Origin of the sequence: Pseudarthrobacter sp. NPDC080039 (assembly GCF_040702335.1) — a bacterium.
Taxonomy (GTDB): Bacteria; Actinomycetota; Actinomycetes; order Actinomycetales; family Micrococcaceae; genus Arthrobacter; species Arthrobacter enclensis_A.
On sequence record NZ_JBFBKY010000002.1, the window covers coordinates 142,243 to 161,878 of the forward strand.

The following is a 19,636-nucleotide window of genomic DNA, read 5'->3' on the forward strand; positions in this document are numbered from 1 at the left end:
CGTGACGCGGCTCCGCAATGTACGCCGGCCGGGCCCGGGCGCTCCCGGCCGGCCCGAATGGAAGTCCGGTTCAGGGATGGGCGACTATAGAGGGGTGAATGACATCCAGGAAGCCACCAGTCCCAGCCCGGAAGGGGCGCAGCCCGAAGGCCGTCCGGCCCCGGCGGGCGGCAGTGCGGATACCCCCATCAGGCCCGTGATTCCGGCGGCGGCTGCCAAACGCGCCAACGCGTCGGTGATCGGCATGATCATCGCCCTGGTCCTCAGCATCGCCGCGTTCCTGCCCGTTGTCCTCATGAACCCGCAGCCGAAAAGTGACGGCTACCGGCCGGACGTGGATGTTGCGTCGGTGGCGCGGAACGCGGCGGATGTGGCCGGTTTCACACCGGTTGCTCCGGACACGGGCAACACCTTCCGCGCGAACTATGCCCGGTGGGAGGCAGGGACAGCCAATGGTGTCCCCACCTGGGAAGTGGGGTACCTCACCCCCAAGACCTCCTTCATCGCCCTGGTGCAGACCACTAAAGCCAACCCCACCTGGCTGCTCCAACAGACCAAGAACGCTCCCGTCACCGGGACCCGGAATGCCGGCGGCCAGGACTGGGAACTGCGGGATACCGGCAAGGGCGAAAAGTCCATGATCCTGAACTACCGGGGCAGCACCGTGATCCTCTCCGGGGCCGCGCAACTGGACGAACTGGCAACCCTGGCCACCGCCGTCGTCCGGTCCCTCGAAACCAACCCGGCAGTCACGGTTTCCCCGTCCGCCGTCCCCACCCCGTAAAGTGGGGGCCGTGACGACTAACCTGACCCCTGCACTGGCCTGGCGCCGCCTGCGCGAAGGCAACGAACGTTTCGTAAACGGCGAATCCTCCCACCCCAACCAGAACGCTTCACGGCGCTCCTCACTGGTGGACACGCAAAATCCCTTCGCCGTCATCTTCGGCTGCTCCGACTCCCGGCTTGCGGCAGAGATCATTTTCGACGTCGGCCTCGGTGACGTCTTCGTGGTCCGCACGGCAGGACAGGTGATTGACGACGCCGTCCTGGGCTCGCTCGAATACAGCGTCGCGGTGCTGGGGGTGCCGCTGATCGTGGTGCTCGGGCACGACAGTTGCGGGGCGGTCACGGCCACCCGGGATGCCGTTGAAACCGGCGAGATGCCCGCAGGCTTCATCCGCGATCTCGTGGAGCGCATCACGCCCTCCGTCCTGACGTCCCTGCGGAACAACCAGACCGAGGTCAACGACATGGTGGTGGAAAACGTCAAGCAGATGTCCCGGCGCCTTGCCGACAGTTCGCGTGTGATTTCCGACGCAATTGAGGGCGGCCGGACCGCGGTGATCGGCCTCTCCTACCGGCTGGCGGAGGGCCGCGCCGACCTTGTTTCCGGAATCGGCGAGCTTTAACTGCGCCCGGCGGCGGTCCTTCGGGCCGCCGCCAACGCTGCCTTAACGGTTTTCGATGGGGCGCCCGATCGCCATAAGCTAGCCCCATGACTTCCACTGAAGAGTTCCGCATTGAACATGACACGATGGGCGAAGTCCGCGTCCCCGTGAACGCACTGTACCGCGCGCAGACGCAGCGGGCAGTGGAGAACTTCCCTATTTCCGGCAAGACCCTGGAGCGCACCCACATCGAGGCGCTGGCACGGGTCAAGAAGGCTGCAGCCCAGGCCAACGCAGAACTGGGCGTGCTCGACGGAGAGCTGGCCAAGGCGATTGCTGACGCTGCCGATGAGGTGGCTGCGGGCAAGTACGACGGCGACTTCCCCATCGACGTCTTCCAGACCGGTTCCGGCACCTCCTCGAACATGAACACCAACGAGGTCATCGCCGAACTGGCGACCCGCGCGCTGAAGGCCGCCGGCAGCGACAAGGTGGTCCACCCGAACGACCACGTCAACGCCTCGCAGTCCTCCAACGACGTGTTCCCCACCTCGGTGCACGTTGCCGCAACCTCCGCACTGATCAACGACCTCATCCCCGCGCTGGGTTACCTGGCCGAATCGCTGGAACGCAAGGCGGCCGAGTTCAAGGACGTCGTCAAGTCCGGCCGCACCCACCTCATGGACGCCACCCCGGTGACCCTGGGGCAGGAGTTCGGCGGCTACGCCGCACAGGTCCGCTACGGCATCGAGCGCATCAACGCCTCGCTTCCCCGCGTTTCCGAGGTTCCGCTGGGGGGCACCGCCGTGGGCACCGGCATCAACACCCCTGCCGGCTTCCCTGAGCGCGTCATCGAACTGCTCGCCACGGACACCGGGCTGCCGCTGACCGAGGCCCGCGACCACTTCGAGGCCCAGGCCAACCGCGACGGCCTCATCGAAGCGTCCAGCCAGCTGCGCAACATCGCCATCTCCTTCATGAAGATCAACAACGATCTCCGCTGGATGGGCTCCGGCCCCAACACAGGCCTGGGCGAAATCGCCCTCCCGGACCTGCAGCCCGGCTCCTCGATCATGCCCGGCAAGGTCAACCCGGTCATCTGCGAGGCTTCCATCATGGTCGCAGCCCAGGTCATCGGCAACGACACCGCCATCGCCTGGTCCGGCACCAACGGCGCTTTCGAACTGAACGTCGGCATCCCCGTGATGGCCGCCAACCTGCTCGAGTCCATCCGCCTGCTGGCCAACACCAGCCGCGTGATGGCGGACAAGATGATCGACGGCATCACCGCCAACGTTGAGCGCGCCCGCTTCCTGGCGGAGGCTTCCCCGTCCATCGTCACGCCGCTGAACAAGTACATCGGCTACGAGAACGCCGCCAAGATCGCCAAGACGGCCGTCAAGGAGGGCCTGACCATCCGCCAGGCCACCGAGAAGCTGGGCTTCGTCGGTGAAGGCGACGGCAAGGTCTCTGAGGCTGATCTCGACAAGGCCCTGGACGTTACCACCATGACGGCCCCGGCCCACAAGGCCTAGCAGCGCCAGTTCCACTCCGCGTACGACGGCGGCCGGCACCTTCCACACGGAAGGCTACCGGCCGCCGTCGTACTTAAGCGCGGCATCCAGAAGGTGCCACCGCGCGGGCCTTTAGGGCTCGAAGTGGACGGCACCGGAAGGGGAAAGGGCCTGGCGGATGCTGGTGAGGTGCCCGGGCATGAGTTCGGGAAGCTCGTCCAGGCCAAACCAGCCGACAGCCAGGGATTCGTCGTCATTGACCCTTGCCTCACCGGAGACGTAGCGGCACAGGAACACTACATCCAGGAACTCGCAGACGTCTCCGTTGGGGTAGGTGACCGGACCGACGGCGCCTACGGAGACCACGCGTTCGGCCTCCGCCACCACCGCGGTCTCCTCGAAGATTTCCCTCACCAGGCCCCGGGCGGGCTGCTCCCCCGGATCCAGCATGCCGCTGATGAGCGCCCACTGCCGGTTGTCCGCGCGCTGGGCCAGGAGGATCCGGCCGGCGTCGTCGACCACCACGCCCCGTACCCCCGGGACCCAGAGGGGATCGTTGCCGATTTTCTTGCGCAGCTTCAGGACGTATTCGGGTGCAGGCATACTGCCAGCCTACCGAAGAGCCGCTGACTTCCGCGGGCGCCCCGGGAGTGGTTCACGCAGGCAGCAGCATGGCGGCAGCGGCGCCGGCGAGCATGAACGGACCGAACGGTATGGCGGACTTCAGGGTGCCCCGCCGTGTCACCAGGATTGCCAGGGACCACAGCCCGCCCAGCAGGAAAGCCAGGAAGGTACCGGCGAACAGGTGCCCCCAGCTGAGGTAGCCAAGGTACATTCCCAGCACGCCGGCGAGCTTGACGTCCCCGAATCCCATGCCCGGCGGGTAAACGAAGCGCAATATGAAGTAGAAAAGCCAGAGGATGGCAGCGCCGGCAATCACGCGGACCAAAGGCGTGGCCAGAACCGCGCTGAGCGTCCCCCGGGCCGGATCGGGGCCGGTCCAGGCCACAGCGGCCGCCAGCAGGAGAAGCGCACCGGCCACGGCATAGGACGGGAAAACGATCCTGTTGGGCAGGAGGTGGTGCCGGACATCGATAATGGTGAGCCTGACGGCCATCACGGCAAAGTAGAGGCACGCCGCGAGTACCAGCCAAAAGGCAAGCGGTGTGTGCTGCCAGAGTTCGCCGAGTCGTCCGATCACCCCTCGGATGCTACTGGATCCACCCATTCCGGCCGTAGCACCGCCGCGTAAAATGTGGATATGTCCACCTGGGACTCCCGGCGTCGCCCGGCTCCGGATACTCCTGCCCCTGCGGACCTGGCTGCCATGTTCCGGAACCTGTGCCGCTCTTCGCCATGGAAATGGCAGTCCCTGCGGTTTGAGTACTGGGACCAGCCCTTTGCCTCTGCACCTGCCCCCGGAGCTCCCTTCGTCCGCGCCTGGCTTCGCCGTCCGGGGGCCCTGCGGCTGGAAAGTCCGGAGGGACTGGTCCTGCACAGCACCACCGGAATCAACGATTCCAGGGACGTCTTCTACGTGAGCGCCACCCGCAAGTCCTGGCTCCTCCCTCCGCACCTGGTCACCCCCGTCTACGACGACGCAGGCCTGGTGCGCCGCAGGCCCGAGGCCGCCTACGGCGAGCCGGGCTTCGGCAACGGCCGTTTCTCCGCCGCGCTTGACCCGGTGGAGCTCGCGGGCAACGCACCGCCACCCATCGAGTTTCCCGGCAGCAACGCCCTGGACATCCAGGACGTCCGGGACGCCGACCATGAAGGCCGCCCTGTCCTCGAAGCGGAGGTGGTACCGAACGCTGCCTACCGGCCCGCCGATCCGTCAGCACCGCTCTGCCTTCCCGGCAGGTCCCGACTCCGCGTGGACGTGGGTACAGGAATCTGCGTGTCCAGCCGGTCCCTGCAGCCCGACAAGGACGAATATGGACATTGGATCCGCATTATCGCCGTGGACGAGTACATGCTCGATGACCTCTTCCTGGCCGAGTCCATGAACCTGACCGACGTCCGCCGGCACATCAGCTGGGACGTGCCCGCCTGAGGGTGGCAGATCCCGGGCGTGCCATCGGCTAGGCTTCGCGGATGACGACGATGAGCTCCATCTGGCCCCTGTTCGACCTCAAGCTGAGGACGCCGCGCCTGGAGCTCCGCCCCATCACCGACCAGGACATCCCGGCAGCCGTCGATGCCGCCCGCAGCGGCATCCATGAACCGGGCAGGAATCCCTTCAGCACGCCCTGGTCCGAGCTGCCGGACGATGAACTCGGTCCCAACATGGCCCGCTGGTACTGGCGGTGCAGGGCTGAGTGCACACCGGAGAACTGGACTCTGCTCCTGGGCATCTGGCACGAGGGCCAGTTCGTCGGATGCCAGGACGTCGGCGCCAAGGAGTTGGCGGCGCTCAAGACCGTCAGCACCGGATCGTGGCTCAAGCAGTCCGTGCAGGGCGTTGGCCTCGGCAAGGAGATGCGCGCCGCCGTCGTCCTCTGGGCCTTTGACTGGCTGGGCGCCGAAGTTGCCGAATCCGAGGCCGCCCAGTGGAACACCGCTTCCCTCGGCGTCTCCCGCTCCCTCGGCTACGAACTCAACGGCATTACCCGCAAGGCCTGGGGCAGCAAGGTCCAAACAGTCCAGCACGTCCGCGTCACCCCGGACACGTTCAAACGCCCCGAGTGGTCCCTGCAGGTCCAAGGGCACGAGGCAGCGGCCAAGTTCCTCAGCGTGCGTTGATTGCCTGTCCGTGGCTGGGTACGCCGGGCCACGGTCCTTCTCCGTCGCTTAGACACAGCGCATAGGGCCACCTTCGGTCGCTGGGCGACCTACGGCGGCCGATGCGCCGCGATGCGCTCCTACGAGAAGGCCCGTAACCCGGCTTGGGCGTGGGGCAGCCTTCCGGCAGCGTGCGTCAAAGGCGAGGAACGAGCCAGCACGCAGAGGAAGGGTGCCCCACGCACCCCCGTCAGCCTTCCAGGAGCTCTGTCACCAGGGCGGCGATGGGAGAGCGTTCGGAGCGGGTGAGGGTGACGTGGCCGAAGAGCGGGTGTCCTTTCAGGGTTTCGACGACGGCTGCGATACCGTCGTGGCGGCCGACGCGGAGGTTGTCCCGCTGGGCGACGTCGTGGGTGAGCACGATCTTGGAGTTCTGGCCCATGCGGCTCATGACGGTGAGGAGGACGTTCTTTTCGAGCGACTGGGCCTCATCGACGATAACGAAGGCATCGTGAAGGGAACGTCCGCGGATGTGGGTGAGGGGCATGACCTCGAGCATGCCCCTGTCCATGACTTCCTCGACGACTTCCTGGCTCACCAACGCGCCGAGGGTGTCGAAGACTGCCTGCGCCCAAGGGTTCATCTTCTCGGACTCGGATCCGGGCAGGTAGCCAAGTTCCTGGCCGCCCACGGCATAGAGCGGCCGGAAGACGATGACCTTGCGGTGTTCGCGGCGTTCCAGCACGGCCTCCAACCCGGCACAGAGGGCCAGCGCCGACTTACCGGTGCCGGCGCGGCCTCCAATGGACACGATTCCGACGGCGGGGTCCATCAGCATGTCGATGGCCAGCCGCTGCTCGGCCGAGCGGCCGTGGAGGCCGAACACGTCACGGTCGCCCTTGACCAGGCGCACCTGCTTATCTGCACCCACCCGGCCGAGGGCGGAACCGCGGTTGGAGAGCAGGACAAGCCCGGTGTTGACGGGAAGTTCGGCTGCGGCGGGGATGAAGACGGGCTCGTGGCCGTACAGTGTTGCGATCTCCTGCTCGTCGGCCTCGATTTCGGCAACGCCCGTCCAGCCGGAGTCCTTGACCAGTTCGTTGCGGTACTCGTCTGCGGTGAGCCCCATGGCAGATGCCTTGACCCGCATGGGCAGGTCCTTGGAGACCACGGTGACGTCGCGTCCCTCGTTGGCCAGGTTCTTGGCCACCGCGAGGATTCGGCTGTCGTTGTCCCCGCTGCGGAAACCCAGCGGCAGTACTTCCGCGGAGATGTGGTTCAGTTCCACCATGAGGGTGCCACCCTCCTCGCCAATGGGAAGGGGCTGGTTCAGGCCGCCATGCTTGATCCGAAGGTCGTCAAGGAGCCTGAGCGCCTTCCGGGCGAAGTAGCCGAGTTCGGGATCGTGCCGCTTGGATTCCAGTTCGGTAATGACCACGACGGGAACCACCACCTCGTGTTCGGCAAACCGCAGGAGTGCATGGGGATCGGAGAGCAGGACAGAGGTGTCGATGACGAACGTGTGGATGTCGGCTTCCCTTCCGGAGACAGCAAAACCGGCCGCAGCATCAGTTGCCGCACCGGTTTCAAAGGTGGCTCGCTCGGCGCGAGAGGTAGCTTTCCCGCCCTGTCCAACCAGGACCTCGGGCAGTTGTTCAGAAGTAGCCACATCGACTCCAGCCCCGGGCGCAAGCCCGGAATTGTTATTGGTGAAGCGGCTCGGCCACGAGGCCGGGTCCGGCCTCCCATACAACCGGTGCGATGTTTCGCTCCATGTACTGGCCTCCCCGATCAGCCGGCGGTTTTGCCTGCTGATGGATATAACGTAAATCCACCACAGGTGATTTCCGCAACCATTTGGCCGCGATTTCTCTGGCGGATGTATGAACTCGTTATGAACCGGGGGTTTCAGGCGCCAAAGCGGCGCTGGCGGCCCGCGTAGTCCCGCAGGGCACGGAGGAAGTCCACCTTCCGGAAGGCGGGCCAGAGGGCCTCGCAGAAGTAGAACTCGCTGTAGGCGCTTTGCCACATCAGGAAGCCGGAGAGACGCTGCTCCCCCGACGTCCTGATAACCAGGTCCGGGTCCGGCTGGCCGCGCGTGTAGAGATAGCGGGAGATGTCATCCACGCACAGGTCATCGGCGAGCTTGGAGATGTCCATGCCCTTGGCCACGGCGTCGTGCAGCAGTTCGCGCACGGCATCCACGATCTCCCTGCGGCCGCCGTACCCTACAGCCACATTCACGTGGATCTTCTCCCTCACAGGGGTCCTGGTCGTGAGCTTGTTGAGCCGTTCGGCCAGGTAGTCGGGCAGCAGTTCCGGGGCGCCCATGGCGTGCACGGAGATGTTCGCGTCTTCGTCCAGCCGGTCCAGCGTGTTGGCGATGATGCCCATCAGGAGGTCCAGCTCCTCGCTGGAGCGGTTCATGTTGTCCGTGGACAGCATGTACAGCGTGACCACTTTGACGCCCAGCTCCTGGCACCAGCCCAGGAATTCGTGGATCTTGTCGGCACCCGCCTGGTGGCCCTGGCTGGTGGGGGCGTTGAACTGCTTGGCCCAGCGCCGGTTGCCATCGACCATGACGCCGATGTGCCGCGGAATGCGGTCGCGCGGGAGATCCTTGAGAAGCCGGCGCTCGTAATAGCCATAGAGGAACCCGGGCAACTCCACGCGTCCACTCACCTGACTTTCCTGCCGAACGTACATCCACATCCTAGGCTACCGCTCGCGGGAGCCTGGACCGGCAGTACAGAAACGCGGCACGAAAGCTATGTTACTCATCGGTAACTTACCGGACCGTAGGTTATTCTGGTGTCATGAACAGCCACTCCCCCGAGGCCTCGGCGGCACCCCCGCCGGAGGACCGGACTCCCGGCCTGCAACCGGAAGCCAGTGCCGTGGACGATGCCGCGGTCCGCCTGGCTGAGCTGCTGATGATCAAGCCGAAGTGGCGCGGATGGATCCACACGGTTACGGCTCCTCTCGCCCTGGTCGCCGGCGTCATCCTCGTCGCCCTTGCCCCCACGCCGGACCGCAAAGTCACGTCCGCCGTCTACGCCGCCACCGGCGTCCTGCTGTTCGGGGTGAGCGCGGTCTACCACCGCGGCAACTGGTCACCGCGCGTCAAGCTCGTCCTGAAGCGGCTGGACCACACCAACATCATGCTGGTGATCGCGGGCACCTACACCCCGCTGGCCTGGACGCTCCTGGAACGGGGACAGGCCGTGGTGCTCCTGTGGGTAATCTGGGCCGGAGCCATCCTCGGCGTCGCTTTCCGGCTGTTGTGGACTGACGCGCCCCGCTGGCTCTACGTGCCCATCTACATCGCACTGGGCTGCGGTGCGCTGTTCTACCTGCCGCAGTTCTTCCAGGCCAGCGTCACGGCGGCCGTGCTGGTTTGCGTGGGCGGCGTCCTGTACATCGCCGGCGCCGTCTTCTACGCGCTGAAGAAGCCCAATTTCAGCTACTACCACTTTGGTTTCCACGAACTCTTCCACGCTTTCACCGTGTTTGCATTCGCTGCCCATTTTGGGGCAATCGCCCTGGCGGTCCTTTCCTAGCGGCAGGCTCCCCAGGAAACGGCCGTTTCGGGGCCGGCCTACTCGCGGGGACGGGAAAGCCCGTTAGACGACCCGTCTTCCCTGGACTGACTGGACGGCCGGTGCGCACCGTCGTCGAGCCCGTCCTGGTCCTCCGCAGCTTCCACGTCCGCCGCAGCGGCGGCCGCCATGCGCTCTTCCTCCACCTGGGCCCGGTACCGGACGCGGCGGATCCGCCGCACCATGTCGACAATGAGCAGGGCGGTCGCCACGACGAAGAAGGCCGTCATGATGAATCCCAGCAGGCCCGGGGTCACCTGATCCTCGGAGATGCCGTCCCTGAGTGTCGGAGTGGGCAGCGGGGTGGGCGTGGTGGCCAGGCGGAGGAGCAGATAATGCACGGTTGAAACCTTCTGGTGGAACGGATGCAGCAGGAAGCGGACGGAGTGTCGCCGCGGCTATCTTCTACGCAAGATAGAAATTGTCTGCCCTGTCTATCTTAGCCCTGCAAACAGGTCCTTTTCGGGGAGCTCCGAGTGCACTCGTGAATGAATCAGCGAATAGTCCTCCCAGGGCCAGACCCGGCGCTGCATCTCCGGCGAAACGGCGAAGAAGAATCCAAGGGGGTCCACCTGTGTCCGGTGGGCGCGCAGCGCGTCGTCGCGCACCTCGAAGAAGTCTCCGCAATCCACCTGCGTGGTGGTGGCATGGGCGGCCGGTGGCGGCGTGTGTCCCTCGGCGTCGGACTCCAGCCAGGCGGCCAGCCGCTCGGCATACGGGGACTGCAGCCCGGCCTCTTCCAGGGCGAAATGAAGCGCCCGGAAACGCTCGGGGCTGAACGCCCGGTCGTAGTAGAGCTTGCTCGGCTCCCACGGCTCCCCCGCCCCAGGGTAGCGTTCGGCATCGCCCGCCGCTTCAAAGGCTTCCACAGCCACCCGGTGGGCCATGATGTGGTCCGGATGCGGGTAGCCGCCGTTCTCGTCGTAGCTGAGGATGACGTGGGGCCTGAAAGACCGGACCAGCCGCACCAGGGGCGCTGCGGCCTGGTGCAGCGGCAAAGTGGCGAAGGAACCCGACGGGAGGGGCGGAAGCGGGTCTCCTTCCGGAAGGCCCGAGTCGACAAACCCCAGCCAGCGCTGGCGGATGCCGAGGATGGTGGCGGCGCGCTGCATTTCCAGCCTGCGTGCGCCGGCCATGTCCCGCTTGGGATGCGGCTCGCCCTCCACTGCGGGATTCTGGATGTCTCCCCGCGATCCGTCCGTGCAGGTTGCCACGAGGACATCCACGCCGGCAGCCGCGTACATGGCCATGGTGGCAGCGCCCTTGCTGGATTCGTCATCCGGGTGGGCGTGGACCGCGAGCAGCCGGAGCGGCACCTGGGGGTTGCTGGACGCTGTCATGGAAGGGACGGCTCCTTATTCTTCTTTCGCGGCATGATGGCAGCTGTCGGATGATGTGGGGGCGCCCCGCCCTGCGGCGGCCACGGCCAACGCAGGGAGTATGGGGAAAGGGCACTAAACTGGTCTGGTGACTTCCCCGGACCAGCCGGCCCAACCCGCGCCCGCAGACACTAGCCTAGCCAATCGGTATGGTGCTAAAAAGCGCCGGCTCTCCCCCAAGGCTGCCCGGGTTGTGATCGGAGTGGCGTTGGCTGGGGGAATCGCTTTCCTGGGGTGGGCCACCACGTCCAGCTCGCTGTCCGGGGTGACCTTCAAGGACGTTGGCTACAGCACCACCGATTCAACGCTCGCCGAAGTGGACTTCCAGGTCACCAGGGAGCCGGCCAAACCCGTCAAGTGCGCCGTGAAGGCCCTCGATTCAAAGTTTGCGGTAGTGGGTTGGAAAGTGGTGGACGTTCCGCCATCGGCGGCAGATGGAACGCCCGACGGCGGCAGGACAGTGGCCCAGCGCGTCACCTTGCGCACCGAGTCGGCGTCGGTCTCCGGCGTGGTGGACAGCTGCTGGATACCGGGCGGAGAGTCATAGGTCGTGTGACGTGCAACGCTTCAGTGTTGGGTTATCTCCAGTGGATTGACTACAATGGAGAGATACCTTTACCCCGCTGAGCTGGTTACTGTTCCACAAGTGGCCACCGTGGCGGGGTCTTTTGCATGTAGGACCACTAGAGGAGAAGTCCGTGTCTACCACCAACAGCGCATCTGCAGCCTGGCTCACCCAGGAAGCTTTTGACCGCCTGAAGGCAGAGCTGGACCACCTTTCCGGCGCAGGCCGGGCGGAGATCGTCCAGAAGATTGAAGCAGCGCGGCAAGAGGGGGACCTCAAGGAAAACGGGGGCTACCACGCGGCCAAGGAGGAACAGGGCAAGATCGAAGCCCGTATCCGCCAGCTGACGGTGCTGCTCCGTGACGCCCATGTGGGTGAAGCGCCTGCCGATGACGGCATCGTTGAACCCGGCATGATTGTGGTCGCCAGGATCGCCGGTGACGAGGAGACCTTCCTGCTGGGTTCGCGCGAGATCGCTGGCGACTCCGACCTGGATGTGTTCAGTGAAAAGTCGCCCCTTGGTGCAGCCATCCTGGGCCATAAGGAAGGCGAAACCCTCAGCTACGTTGCGCCCAACGGCAAGGACATCAAGGTGGAGATCCTCTCTGCCAAGCCGTACGCCGCGTAGCGTAACCATCCGGCGCAGACAACCGGCGGCCGCCCCCACGGGGGACGGCCGCCGGTTCGCTTTAACGCTCCCGGGCTGGTCCAGCTGCGTTGGCACGGACCCGGATCAGACCTGCCGCGTGACGGCGGGCAGGCGCGGACGCAGCAGCAGGGCGGCCACCACCCCACCGGCGGCGCCGCCGAGGTGCGCCTGCCAGCTGACGTACCCGGCCACGAACGGCAAAGCGCCCAGCAGGATGCTTCCGTAGCCCATGAAGAGGACCGCTGCGAGCAGGATCTGCCGCCAGCTGCGGTTGAAGAATCCCCGCACCAGGAGGAACGCAAAGAGCCCGAAGACCAACCCCGAGGCCCCCACGGTGACGCCGTCGCCAATAAGCCAGACCGTGAGGCCGCTGCCGAGCCAGCTGAAAGCCAGCGCGGTGAGGAACACCCGCAGCCCTGAAAGGAACACCAGGAAACCGAAGATGACCAGGGGAAGGCTGTTGGACAGCAGGTGGTTCAGGTTGGCGTGCAGGAGCGGGAAGGTCAGGATGTCCAGCAGCCCGTCGGGGCTCCTCGGCCGCAGGCCGAAGGTCCGGTTAAGTGCTCCCATCATCAGCGTGTTGAGCACTTCGATGGCGAACAGCAGCGCCACGAACCCGCCAAGGACCGCCAGTCCGGCCCTTGCGCGGGAGGCAATGGTGTGGCGCTCCGGATCCCGCCCGTCACCCGTGGGTCCGCTGACCGGTCCCGCCATCGCCGTTCCTAATGCACCACGATTGGCTGGAAGCCCTCGGCGCGGAGGGCGCTGAGTACCTGTTCCCCGTGCTGGTGGCCTTTGGTTTCCAGGTTTACGGTGATGGAGACGTCGCCCATGCTGATGGAGCCACCCACCCGGGTGTGGTCCAGGCCGGTGACATTGGCGTCGTTTTCGGCGATGATGCGGGCGATCGTTGCCAGCGAACCCGGGCGGTCATCCAGCATCATCCGCACCGTCATGTAACGGCCTGCAGCGGAAAGGCCGCGCTGGATCACCTTAAGCATCAGCATGGGGTCGATGTTGCCGCCCGACAGGACGGCCACGGTGGTTCCGGGGTTCTCGATCTTGCCGTCCATGAGGGCAGCCACGCCCACGGCGCCTGCTGGTTCCACCACCATCTTGGCCCGTTCCAGCAGGAAGATCAGGGCGCGGGCCAGCGAGTCTTCACTGACGGTGACCACATCATCAACCAGTTCCCGGATGATGCTGAAGGGCAACTGCCCCGGGCGGCCCACCGCGATGCCGTCGGCCATGGTGGACACCTTTTTGAGCGGCACCAGGGCGTCGGCGGCAAGCGAGGGCGGGTACGCTGCGGCGTTCTCCGCCTGGACACCAATGATCCGGATCTCCCGGCCGAGTTCCCGGGCGCGCGCCTTGATGGCGACCGCGACCCCTGCCAGCAGTCCCCCGCCGCCTACGCCCATGAGGACGGTATCGACGTTGGGGACCTGCTCCAGGATTTCCAGGCCCACAGTCCCCTGGCCTGCCACCACGTCCACGTTGTCGAAGGGGTGGACGAAGACCATGCCCGTTTCATTGCTGTAGCGCTGGGCCTCGGCGAGTGCCTCGTCCACGTTGTGTCCATGCAGCACCACTTCGGCGCCGTGGCTGCGGGTGGCGGCAAGCTTGGGCAGTGCTACGCCGAGGGGCATGTAGATACGGGCCTTGATGCCAAGGCTCTTGGCGGCGACGGCGACTCCCTGTGCGTGGTTGCCGGCGGACGCTGCCACTACCCCCCGCTTTTTCTCGTCCGGGGAAAGCCGGGCCATCCGAACGTAAGCGCCGCGCACCTTGAACGAGCCGGCACGCTGGAGGTTCTCGCACTTGAAGTACACCTCGCCGTTCACCATGCCGCCAAGGGCCCGCGACGATTCCACAGGGGTGCGCGCAATAATCCCGTCAAGCAGCTTCTGCGCCTCAAGGACATCGTCCAGTGTGACGGGAAGGGTTTCAAGGATCTTCACGGACTACTCTCCTCTGGGTTCCGCCCGGCTGCCTTCCGGCGAGGAGGCACGGGCATCACGGTGTTCGGCTGGAGTGCCTGCCGCGGTGTCCCCCACGTCATCGGATGCAGTCCGGGGTTCAACATCCTGGATGGTGTTGTCCCCGCCCGCTCCGGCGGTGATGGGCTTCCCGGCAATTACCGGCACCTGTTCATGTTCCCACGTTCTGGCGGCGATGTAGCGAACGGCCGAGTTTGCTACGGCCAGGATGGGTACGGAGAACAAGGCTCCGGGGATGCCCGCGAGGTAGGAACCGGCCGCAACGCTAAGGATCACGGCTACAGGGTGCAGCGATACCGCCTTGCCCATGACCAGGGGTTGCAGGATATGGCCTTCCAATTGCTGGACCAACAGGACGATGGCCAGCATGACCAGGGCGTTTACGGGTCCGTTGGCCACAAGGGCCAGAAGGACGGCGACGGCGCCCGTCACCAGGGCGCCGACCACCGGAATGAAGGATCCAAGGAAGACCAGCACACCCAGGGGAAGCGCCAGCGGGACGCCAATAATCGCCGCGCCCACGCCGATGCCGAGCGCGTCGACGGCCGCCACGAACATCTGGATGCGTGCGTAGCTGACCATGGACGCCCAACCCCTATGGCCGGCCCCGAAGGTGGCGGCTCGGGCTTTGCGGGGAAGCATCCTGACCAGGAACGCCCAGATCCGGTCACCTTCCAGGAGGAAGAAGATGAGGATGAAGAGCGAGAGAAGCATCCCGGCGGCGAAGTGTCCGGCGGTGCTGCCAAAGGACAGGGCGCCGCTGACGATGCTGCTGCTGTTGTTCTGGAGCGCGTCCGTGGCTTCCTTGACATACTGGTCGATCTGGGTGGCGGTGAGGTGCAGGGGGCCCGCGGAAAGCCAGTCCTGGACCTGCCGGACGCCCTCAAGCGCCTGGGAGTAGAGCTCGCCGAACCCGACCGCCAGCTGCCTGCCCACCAGTGCCAACGCACCGGCGATGACGCCGATGAAGCCAAGGACAGTCACGGCGACGGCCAGCCCCGCCGGCAGTCCCCGCCGCTTCAGCCAAGCCGTGACGGGGCTGAGCAGTCCGGCGAGGAGGGCCGCCACCATGATCGGAATAATCAGGAGGGTGATGTGGCTGAGGAGCCAAACCAGAGTCCCCACCATCAGGAGTATCAGGCCGAGGCGCCACGACCAGGAAGCGGCGATGCGGATGCCGTACGGTATGTCCTTGTCCAGTTCGCGGTCAGTGAGCACCCGAAGGGGCGCAGCGGCGGCCGGCGCCGCTGGAGCCGAATGGGCGGGAGCTGGGTGGGCCAGGGTAACGTCGTCCTCTTTTGGCGTCATATCCCCATACTTCCGCAGCCCCAGCCCAAAGCAAACTAGCGGGCCGCTGCGCCGGGTCGGTAGTCGATGCCCCACTGCATGCTGAAGGATTCTCCGGGGTCAAGCCAACGGAGCCCCTCCCCTGAGTTGAACGCGTTCGCGGGCCCGGTCATCGGCTCTATGGCCACAGCCCGTTCCCTCCCCGGATACACCGTGCTCACGTAAACGTGGACGTAACGGCAGGCTTCGTCCTGCCAGAGGGAGACCTCACTGCCGTCAGCCGCAGCCAGGATGTGGCGGGCCCGGCCGTCCCGGTAATGGAGGTCCGTCAGGGCAACATCCACTGCCAGGTCCGCCACACGCTGCCCGGAACGGAAGTCCACATCGCCGTCAACAGGGGCCGAACTGCGGGGAATCAGGCGCTCGTCGGTCACCAGCCGGGTGTCGGCGGAAACCGTCAGCCGCAGTTCCTCAACCGGTGTGTCGCCAACCCGCAGATAGGGATGCGCCCCCAGCACGAAGGGCGCCCCGGCCGAGGCGTCATTGGTGAGGGTTTGCCGGACGTGGAGCCCAAGGTCTTCGGAAAGTCGGTATTCCACGCGGTGGCGCACCAGGAACGGGTAGCCGTGCTGCGGGAAGACCGTCGCCTCCAGTGCCACGCCAAACCGGGACTCCTCCACCAGTGCGTAGCCGGTATTCCGCAGCAACCCGTGGCTGGCGTTATTGCGGGAAACCTCGGTGATATCCAGCTGCTGCTTACGGCCATCGAGGAACCATTGCCCGTCCTCCACCCTGTTGGCCCAGGGCGCCAGGGTAATGCCGGAACCGCCGGGGGAAATCTCGTCATCACCGTACGTTTCGGTCAGCAGGACGCCGCCCCGGGTGAATGAGCGCAGCCCGGCGGCGAGTTCGGTCACCACGGCAACAGCGTCGCCCCGGCGCAGTTCATATTGGCGTCCCGTGGCGCAGGACCGGATGGACGTCGGTTCCGTGTTTCCTTGTTCTGAAGAGGCTGTCATGGGCATTACCGTACAACGGGCCAGCGCAGACCCCATATCCGTTCCTGTTACTTTTTGTTGGAAACTATTCATTCTTGAGCGTTTGTGCGAAAATTCTTTCATGACCGGGATTACCAGCACCAGACTCTCCGACGGGCGGGAGCTGATCTACTTCGACGACGCGGGCACCCGCGACTCACGCGCCGCGCATCTCACCGCCGATCACCGGGGGCTGCCGCCCCGTGGCGAACCGGGCGAGGTCCGCTTCGATGCCCTGACGGGTGAATGGGTGGCCATCGCCGCCCACCGCCAGGCCCGCACCCACCTGCCGCCGGCAGACCAGTGCCCCATCTGCCCCACCACTCCCGGCAACGCGTCAGAAATTCCGGCGGCGGACTATGACGTGGTGGTCTTCGAAAACCGGTTCCCTTCCCTTGGACCGGCACTGGGCCCCGTCCCGCAGAACGCCGTCTGGGGAACGAAAGGCCCCGCCTACGGCCGGTGCGAGGTGGTCTCCTTTACTCCCGAGCACACAGGATCCTTCAGCGGCCTGAGCCCGGAGCGGTCCCGCACGGTGATCGAAGCCTGGTCGCAGCGCACCGCCGCGCTCAGCGCCCTGGCCGGCATCAAGCAGGTCTTCCCGTTCGAGAACCGGGGTGCGGACATCGGGGTTACGCTGCACCACCCGCACGGACAGATCTACGCTTACCCTTACGTCACGCCCCGCGCCGGCGTGCTGGGCAGTGCCGCCCGGAAGTACTTCGACGCACACGACGGGCGGGACACCCTGACCGGATCCCTGCTGCGTGCCGAGCGGGAAGACGGCAGCAGGATGGTCCTGGAAGGGACCCATTTCAGCGCCTATGTGCCCTTCGCAGCCCGATGGCCGCTGGAGATCCACCTGGTCCCCCATCGCCACGTCCCGGACCTGGCCGGCTTAAACGGGGCGGAAAAGGACGAGCTGGCACAGGTCTACCTGGACCTGCTCAAGCGGGTGGACGCCCTTTATCCCACCCCCACCCCCTACATCTCCGCCTGGCACCAGGCCCCGCTGGACGACCTCTTCAGGCCGGCCGGTTACCTCCACCTCCAGCTGACCTCTCCGCGCCGCGCCGCCGACAAACTGAAGTACCTGGCCGGGTCGGAGGCGGCCATGGGCGCGTTTATCAACGACACCACACCCGAGAAGGTGGCCGAACGGCTGCGCACCGTCGCCGTACCGCCGCCATCCACGACCGTCACCGCCGTGGCGACCACCCCGGAAGGAGCATCGGCGTGAGCAGCCGGAACCAGGAGCACGGCCGGACGGCCCGTGCCTCATCCCAGGACCTCAGCGCCCGCTTCGAGCAGGAGTTCGGCGGCGCTCCCGACGGCATATGGCAGGCGCCCGGCCGCGTGAACCTCATCGGTGAGCACACCGACTACAACGAGGGCTTCGTCCTGCCCTTCGCCATCGACCGGACGGCCCGCGTGGCCGTTGCCGCCCGGCGCGATGCCACTGTCCGGCTGTTGTCCACATACGGCGACCAGGGCGTCGTCACCACTACGCTGGACGCGCTCCAGCCCGGAACAGCGAAAGGCTGGACGAAGTATCCGCTGGGCGTGCTGTGGGCGCTCAGGGAGCGCGGCATCGCCGTTCCGGGGGTGGACCTGCTCCTGGACTCCAACGTGCCGCTGGGTGCCGGCCTGTCGTCGTCGCACGCCATCGAATGCGCCGTCATCACGGCCCTCAATGACATTACGGGCGCCGGGCTGGAGGCGCAGGAGATGGTACTGGCCACACAGCGGGCGGAAAACGCCTTTGTCGGGGCCCCCACGGGCATCATGGACCAGTCCGCCTCGCTGCGCGGATCGAAGGGACACGCCGTCTTCCTGGACTGCCGGGACCAGACGGCAAGCCTGGTTCCCTTCGAGACCGAACCCGCCGGCCTGGTGCTCCTGGTCATCGACACCAAAGTCTCACACTCGCATGCCGGCGGCGGCTACGCATCCCGTCGGGCTTCCTGTGAGCTGGGGGCCGAGGTGCTGGGAGTCAGGGCACTGCGCGACGTCGAGGTGGCAGACCTTGCCGAAGCAGGCGGGCTTCTGGACGAGGTCACCTTCCGGCGGGTGCGGCACGTCGTCACCGAGAATGACAGGGTGCTCCAGACGGTGGAACTTCTGGGCGGCCCCGGCCCGGCCGCCATCGGCCCCCTGCTGGACGCCAGCCACGCCTCCATGCGCGACGACTTCGAGATCTCGTGCCCCGAACTGGACCTGGCCGTTGATGCCTCCCGGGCCAACGGCGCCATCGGTGCCAGGATGACCGGGGGTGGGTTCGGCGGGGCGGCGATTGCACTGACCCCGGCGGACTCCGAGCAAAAGGTGCGTGACGCCGTCGCCAAGGCATTCGCCGAAGCAGGATTCAAGGCGCCGGAAATCTTCACCGTCTCCCCCGCTGCCGGAGCCATGCGGATCGCCTAGCCGGTCGCGGCTGCACAGGCGCAGCGCTTTAACGGCCGTGGGCCCCGCCAGATTGGCGGGGCCCACGGTTGTTGCGGCTTACGACGGCGGCAGCTGCCTGGGCACCTAATCGTCACCACGGAGGATGGCCAGGAGACGGATGATCTCCACGTACAGCCACACGAGCGTGACAGTCAGGCCGAAGGCGGCAGTCCAGGAGAAGCGCTGCGGGGCACCGCTGCGGACGCCGGCTTCGATGCTGGTGAAGTCCATGATCAGCGAGAAGGCGGCCAGGCCGATGGCCAGCAGGCCGATGAAGACGCCCAGCGGGATGCCGAAGATCACGACGCTGGTGCGCAGGCCGAACGGTTCCTGCACGGCGCCGGTCCAGACCAGCACCAAGTTGATCAGCGAGAACACTGCGTAGCCGATGATGGCGATCATGAAGAACCGCATGGCACGGGGTGTGGCCCGGACCTTGCCGCTCTTGAAGAGGACCAGGGTGACGGCGAAGACCGAAAGCGTGCCGATCACGGCCTGCAGGCCGACGCCCGGGAACTGCGTGTCCAGGATCCTGGTGAGGCCGCCCAGGAAGAGTCCTTCCAGAGCTGCGTAAGCAAGGATCAGTGCCGGTGAGGGCTGCTTCTTGAAGGTGTTGACCATGGCCAGCACGAAGCCGCCCAGTGCGCCGACGATCATCAGCATGGAAGCGAGCGGCAGTCCCACGGTGAGGGTGATGGCTGCGCCCACCAGCACAGCGCCCAGGCACGCGGCGGTCTTCATGATGACATCGTCGAACGTCATGCGGCCGGTGTCCGCCGGGCCGGCCGACGGCTGGGCGTACATCTGGCGCAGCTGCTCGTCAGTCATGCTCTGCGGCTGCCCGTAAGGGGCCTGGCCGTAGGGCTCCTGGCCGTAGGGCTGCTGACCGTATGCGGGCTGCCCATACTGCTGCTGGCCGTACGCGCTCTGGCCGTACTGGGCGCCGTAGGGAGCCTGCGGGACAGGCGGTGCCTGGGTGGCTCCACGGAAATTCTTTCCGTTGAAGATCGGGTTGCCGCCAAGTGCCATTGCGGGGTTCCTCCATGTGGGTT

The 19,636-nt window shown here is 66.1% G+C and carries 21 protein-coding genes; 10 read left to right on the forward strand and 11 right to left on the reverse strand.

Annotation, left to right across the window (positions count from 1 at the left end):
- Positions 1-76 precede the first annotated feature (76 nt).
- From AB0313_RS02560 to AB0313_RS02570, 3 genes are all read left to right on the forward strand, one after another.
- Positions 77-784: a DUF4245 domain-containing protein gene (locus AB0313_RS02560; RefSeq protein ID WP_307303324.1), complete on the forward strand. Its 708-nt coding sequence runs from the start codon at positions 77-79 to the stop codon at positions 782-784.
- A gap of 10 nt (positions 785-794) precedes the next feature.
- Positions 795-1,409, forward strand: a complete 615-nt coding sequence (locus AB0313_RS02565; RefSeq protein WP_366303397.1) for a carbonic anhydrase — start codon at positions 795-797, stop codon at positions 1,407-1,409.
- Between the two features lie 86 nt (positions 1,410-1,495).
- Positions 1,496-2,923, forward strand: a complete 1,428-nt coding sequence (locus AB0313_RS02570) for a class II fumarate hydratase (protein WP_141940587.1) — start codon at positions 1,496-1,498, stop codon at positions 2,921-2,923.
- A gap of 111 nt (positions 2,924-3,034) precedes the next feature.
- Here the strand turns inward: AB0313_RS02570 and AB0313_RS02575 are convergent, their stop codons facing one another.
- Both AB0313_RS02575 and AB0313_RS02580 read right to left on the reverse strand, forming a co-directional pair.
- The gene (locus AB0313_RS02575; protein WP_141940586.1) at positions 3,035-3,505 is read right to left on the reverse strand and encodes an NUDIX domain-containing protein; all 471 of its coding nucleotides are present in this window, start codon (positions 3,503-3,505) and stop codon (positions 3,035-3,037) included.
- Positions 3,506-3,557: 52 nt separating this feature from the next.
- Entirely contained in the window at positions 3,558-4,103 is a 546-nt protein-coding gene (locus tag AB0313_RS02580) for an A24 family peptidase (protein WP_141940585.1), read from the reverse strand.
- Positions 4,104-4,163: 60 nt separating this feature from the next.
- Here AB0313_RS02580 and AB0313_RS02585 point away from each other — a divergent pair, with 60 nt between their 5' ends.
- Positions 4,164-4,955, forward strand: a complete 792-nt coding sequence (locus AB0313_RS02585) for a hypothetical protein (protein ID WP_366303400.1) — start codon at positions 4,164-4,166, stop codon at positions 4,953-4,955.
- A 41-nt stretch (positions 4,956-4,996) separates the two neighbouring features.
- A complete protein-coding gene (locus AB0313_RS02590) occupies positions 4,997-5,644 on the forward strand; it encodes a GNAT family N-acetyltransferase (RefSeq protein WP_366303401.1) in 648 nt (215 codons plus the stop codon).
- Positions 5,645-5,873: 229 nt separating this feature from the next.
- Here the strand turns inward: AB0313_RS02590 and AB0313_RS02595 are convergent, their stop codons facing one another.
- Both AB0313_RS02595 and AB0313_RS02600 read right to left on the reverse strand, forming a co-directional pair.
- Entirely contained in the window at positions 5,874-7,292 is a 1,419-nt protein-coding gene (locus AB0313_RS02595) for a PhoH family protein (protein WP_307303315.1), read from the reverse strand.
- A gap of 239 nt (positions 7,293-7,531) precedes the next feature.
- On the reverse strand, positions 7,532-8,293 hold the full coding sequence (locus tag AB0313_RS02600; RefSeq protein WP_141946184.1) for an isoprenyl transferase: 762 nt from the start codon (positions 8,291-8,293) through the stop codon (positions 7,532-7,534).
- A 248-nt stretch (positions 8,294-8,541) separates the two neighbouring features.
- On the opposite strand from AB0313_RS02600, the gene AB0313_RS02605 reads away from it, so the two are divergent.
- Entirely contained in the window at positions 8,542-9,183 is a 642-nt protein-coding gene (locus tag AB0313_RS02605) for a hemolysin III family protein (protein ID WP_366303756.1), read from the forward strand.
- Positions 9,184-9,221: 38 nt separating this feature from the next.
- On the opposite strand, the gene AB0313_RS02610 is transcribed toward AB0313_RS02605, so the two are convergent.
- Positions 9,222-9,563 carry a hypothetical protein gene (locus tag AB0313_RS02610; protein ID WP_141940581.1) on the reverse strand — a complete coding sequence of 114 codons (342 nt, stop codon included), beginning with the start codon at positions 9,561-9,563 and terminating at the stop codon, positions 9,222-9,224.
- A 93-nt stretch (positions 9,564-9,656) separates the two neighbouring features.
- The gene (gene mca, locus AB0313_RS02615) at positions 9,657-10,562 is read right to left on the reverse strand and encodes a mycothiol conjugate amidase Mca (protein ID WP_307303312.1); all 906 of its coding nucleotides are present in this window, start codon (positions 10,560-10,562) and stop codon (positions 9,657-9,659) included.
- Positions 10,563-10,689: 127 nt separating this feature from the next.
- Here mca and AB0313_RS02620 point away from each other — a divergent pair, with 127 nt between their 5' ends.
- Together AB0313_RS02620 and greA are read left to right on the forward strand one after the other, a co-directional pair.
- On the forward strand, positions 10,690-11,148 hold the full coding sequence (locus tag AB0313_RS02620; RefSeq protein WP_141940579.1) for a DUF4307 domain-containing protein: 459 nt from the start codon (positions 10,690-10,692) through the stop codon (positions 11,146-11,148).
- A 151-nt stretch (positions 11,149-11,299) separates the two neighbouring features.
- Complete coding sequence (gene greA, locus AB0313_RS02625) at positions 11,300-11,794, forward strand: transcription elongation factor GreA (protein WP_141940578.1); 495 nt, start codon at positions 11,300-11,302, stop codon at positions 11,792-11,794.
- A 105-nt stretch (positions 11,795-11,899) separates the two neighbouring features.
- Here greA and AB0313_RS02630 read toward each other — a convergent pair whose 3' ends face one another.
- Genes AB0313_RS02630 through AB0313_RS02645 form a run of 4 tightly spaced genes read right to left on the reverse strand, consistent with a single transcriptional unit; the run spans position 11,900 to position 16,121 of the window.
- Positions 11,900-12,529 carry a rhomboid family intramembrane serine protease gene (locus AB0313_RS02630; protein ID WP_141940577.1) on the reverse strand — a complete coding sequence of 210 codons (630 nt, stop codon included), beginning with the start codon at positions 12,527-12,529 and terminating at the stop codon, positions 11,900-11,902.
- A gap of 8 nt (positions 12,530-12,537) precedes the next feature.
- Complete coding sequence (gene ilvA, locus AB0313_RS02635) at positions 12,538-13,776, reverse strand: threonine ammonia-lyase (RefSeq protein WP_141940576.1); 1,239 nt, start codon at positions 13,774-13,776, stop codon at positions 12,538-12,540.
- Between the two features lie 3 nt (positions 13,777-13,779).
- Positions 13,780-15,123 (reverse strand): AI-2E family transporter, encoded by a 1,344-nt coding sequence (locus AB0313_RS02640; RefSeq protein ID WP_174237477.1) that lies wholly within the window; start codon positions 15,121-15,123, stop codon positions 13,780-13,782.
- 35 nt (positions 15,124-15,158) lie between these two features.
- On the reverse strand, positions 15,159-16,121 hold the full coding sequence (locus tag AB0313_RS02645) for an aldose 1-epimerase family protein (RefSeq protein WP_366303402.1): 963 nt from the start codon (positions 16,119-16,121) through the stop codon (positions 15,159-15,161).
- A gap of 100 nt (positions 16,122-16,221) precedes the next feature.
- Here AB0313_RS02645 and galT point away from each other — a divergent pair, with 100 nt between their 5' ends.
- A complete protein-coding gene (gene galT / locus AB0313_RS02650; RefSeq protein ID WP_366303404.1) occupies positions 16,222-17,379 on the forward strand; it encodes a galactose-1-phosphate uridylyltransferase in 1,158 nt (385 codons plus the stop codon).
- Positions 17,376-18,563 (forward strand): galactokinase, encoded by a 1,188-nt coding sequence (galK, locus tag AB0313_RS02655; RefSeq protein WP_366303406.1) that lies wholly within the window; start codon positions 17,376-17,378, stop codon positions 18,561-18,563. The genes galT and galK overlap by 4 nt, the downstream gene beginning before the upstream one ends.
- Positions 18,564-18,668: 105 nt before the next feature.
- Here galK and AB0313_RS02660 read toward each other — a convergent pair whose 3' ends face one another.
- Positions 18,669-19,613, reverse strand: coding sequence for a Bax inhibitor-1/YccA family protein (locus AB0313_RS02660; RefSeq protein WP_307303305.1), 945 nt, complete (start codon positions 19,611-19,613; stop codon positions 18,669-18,671).
- Positions 19,614-19,636 lie beyond the last annotated feature (23 nt).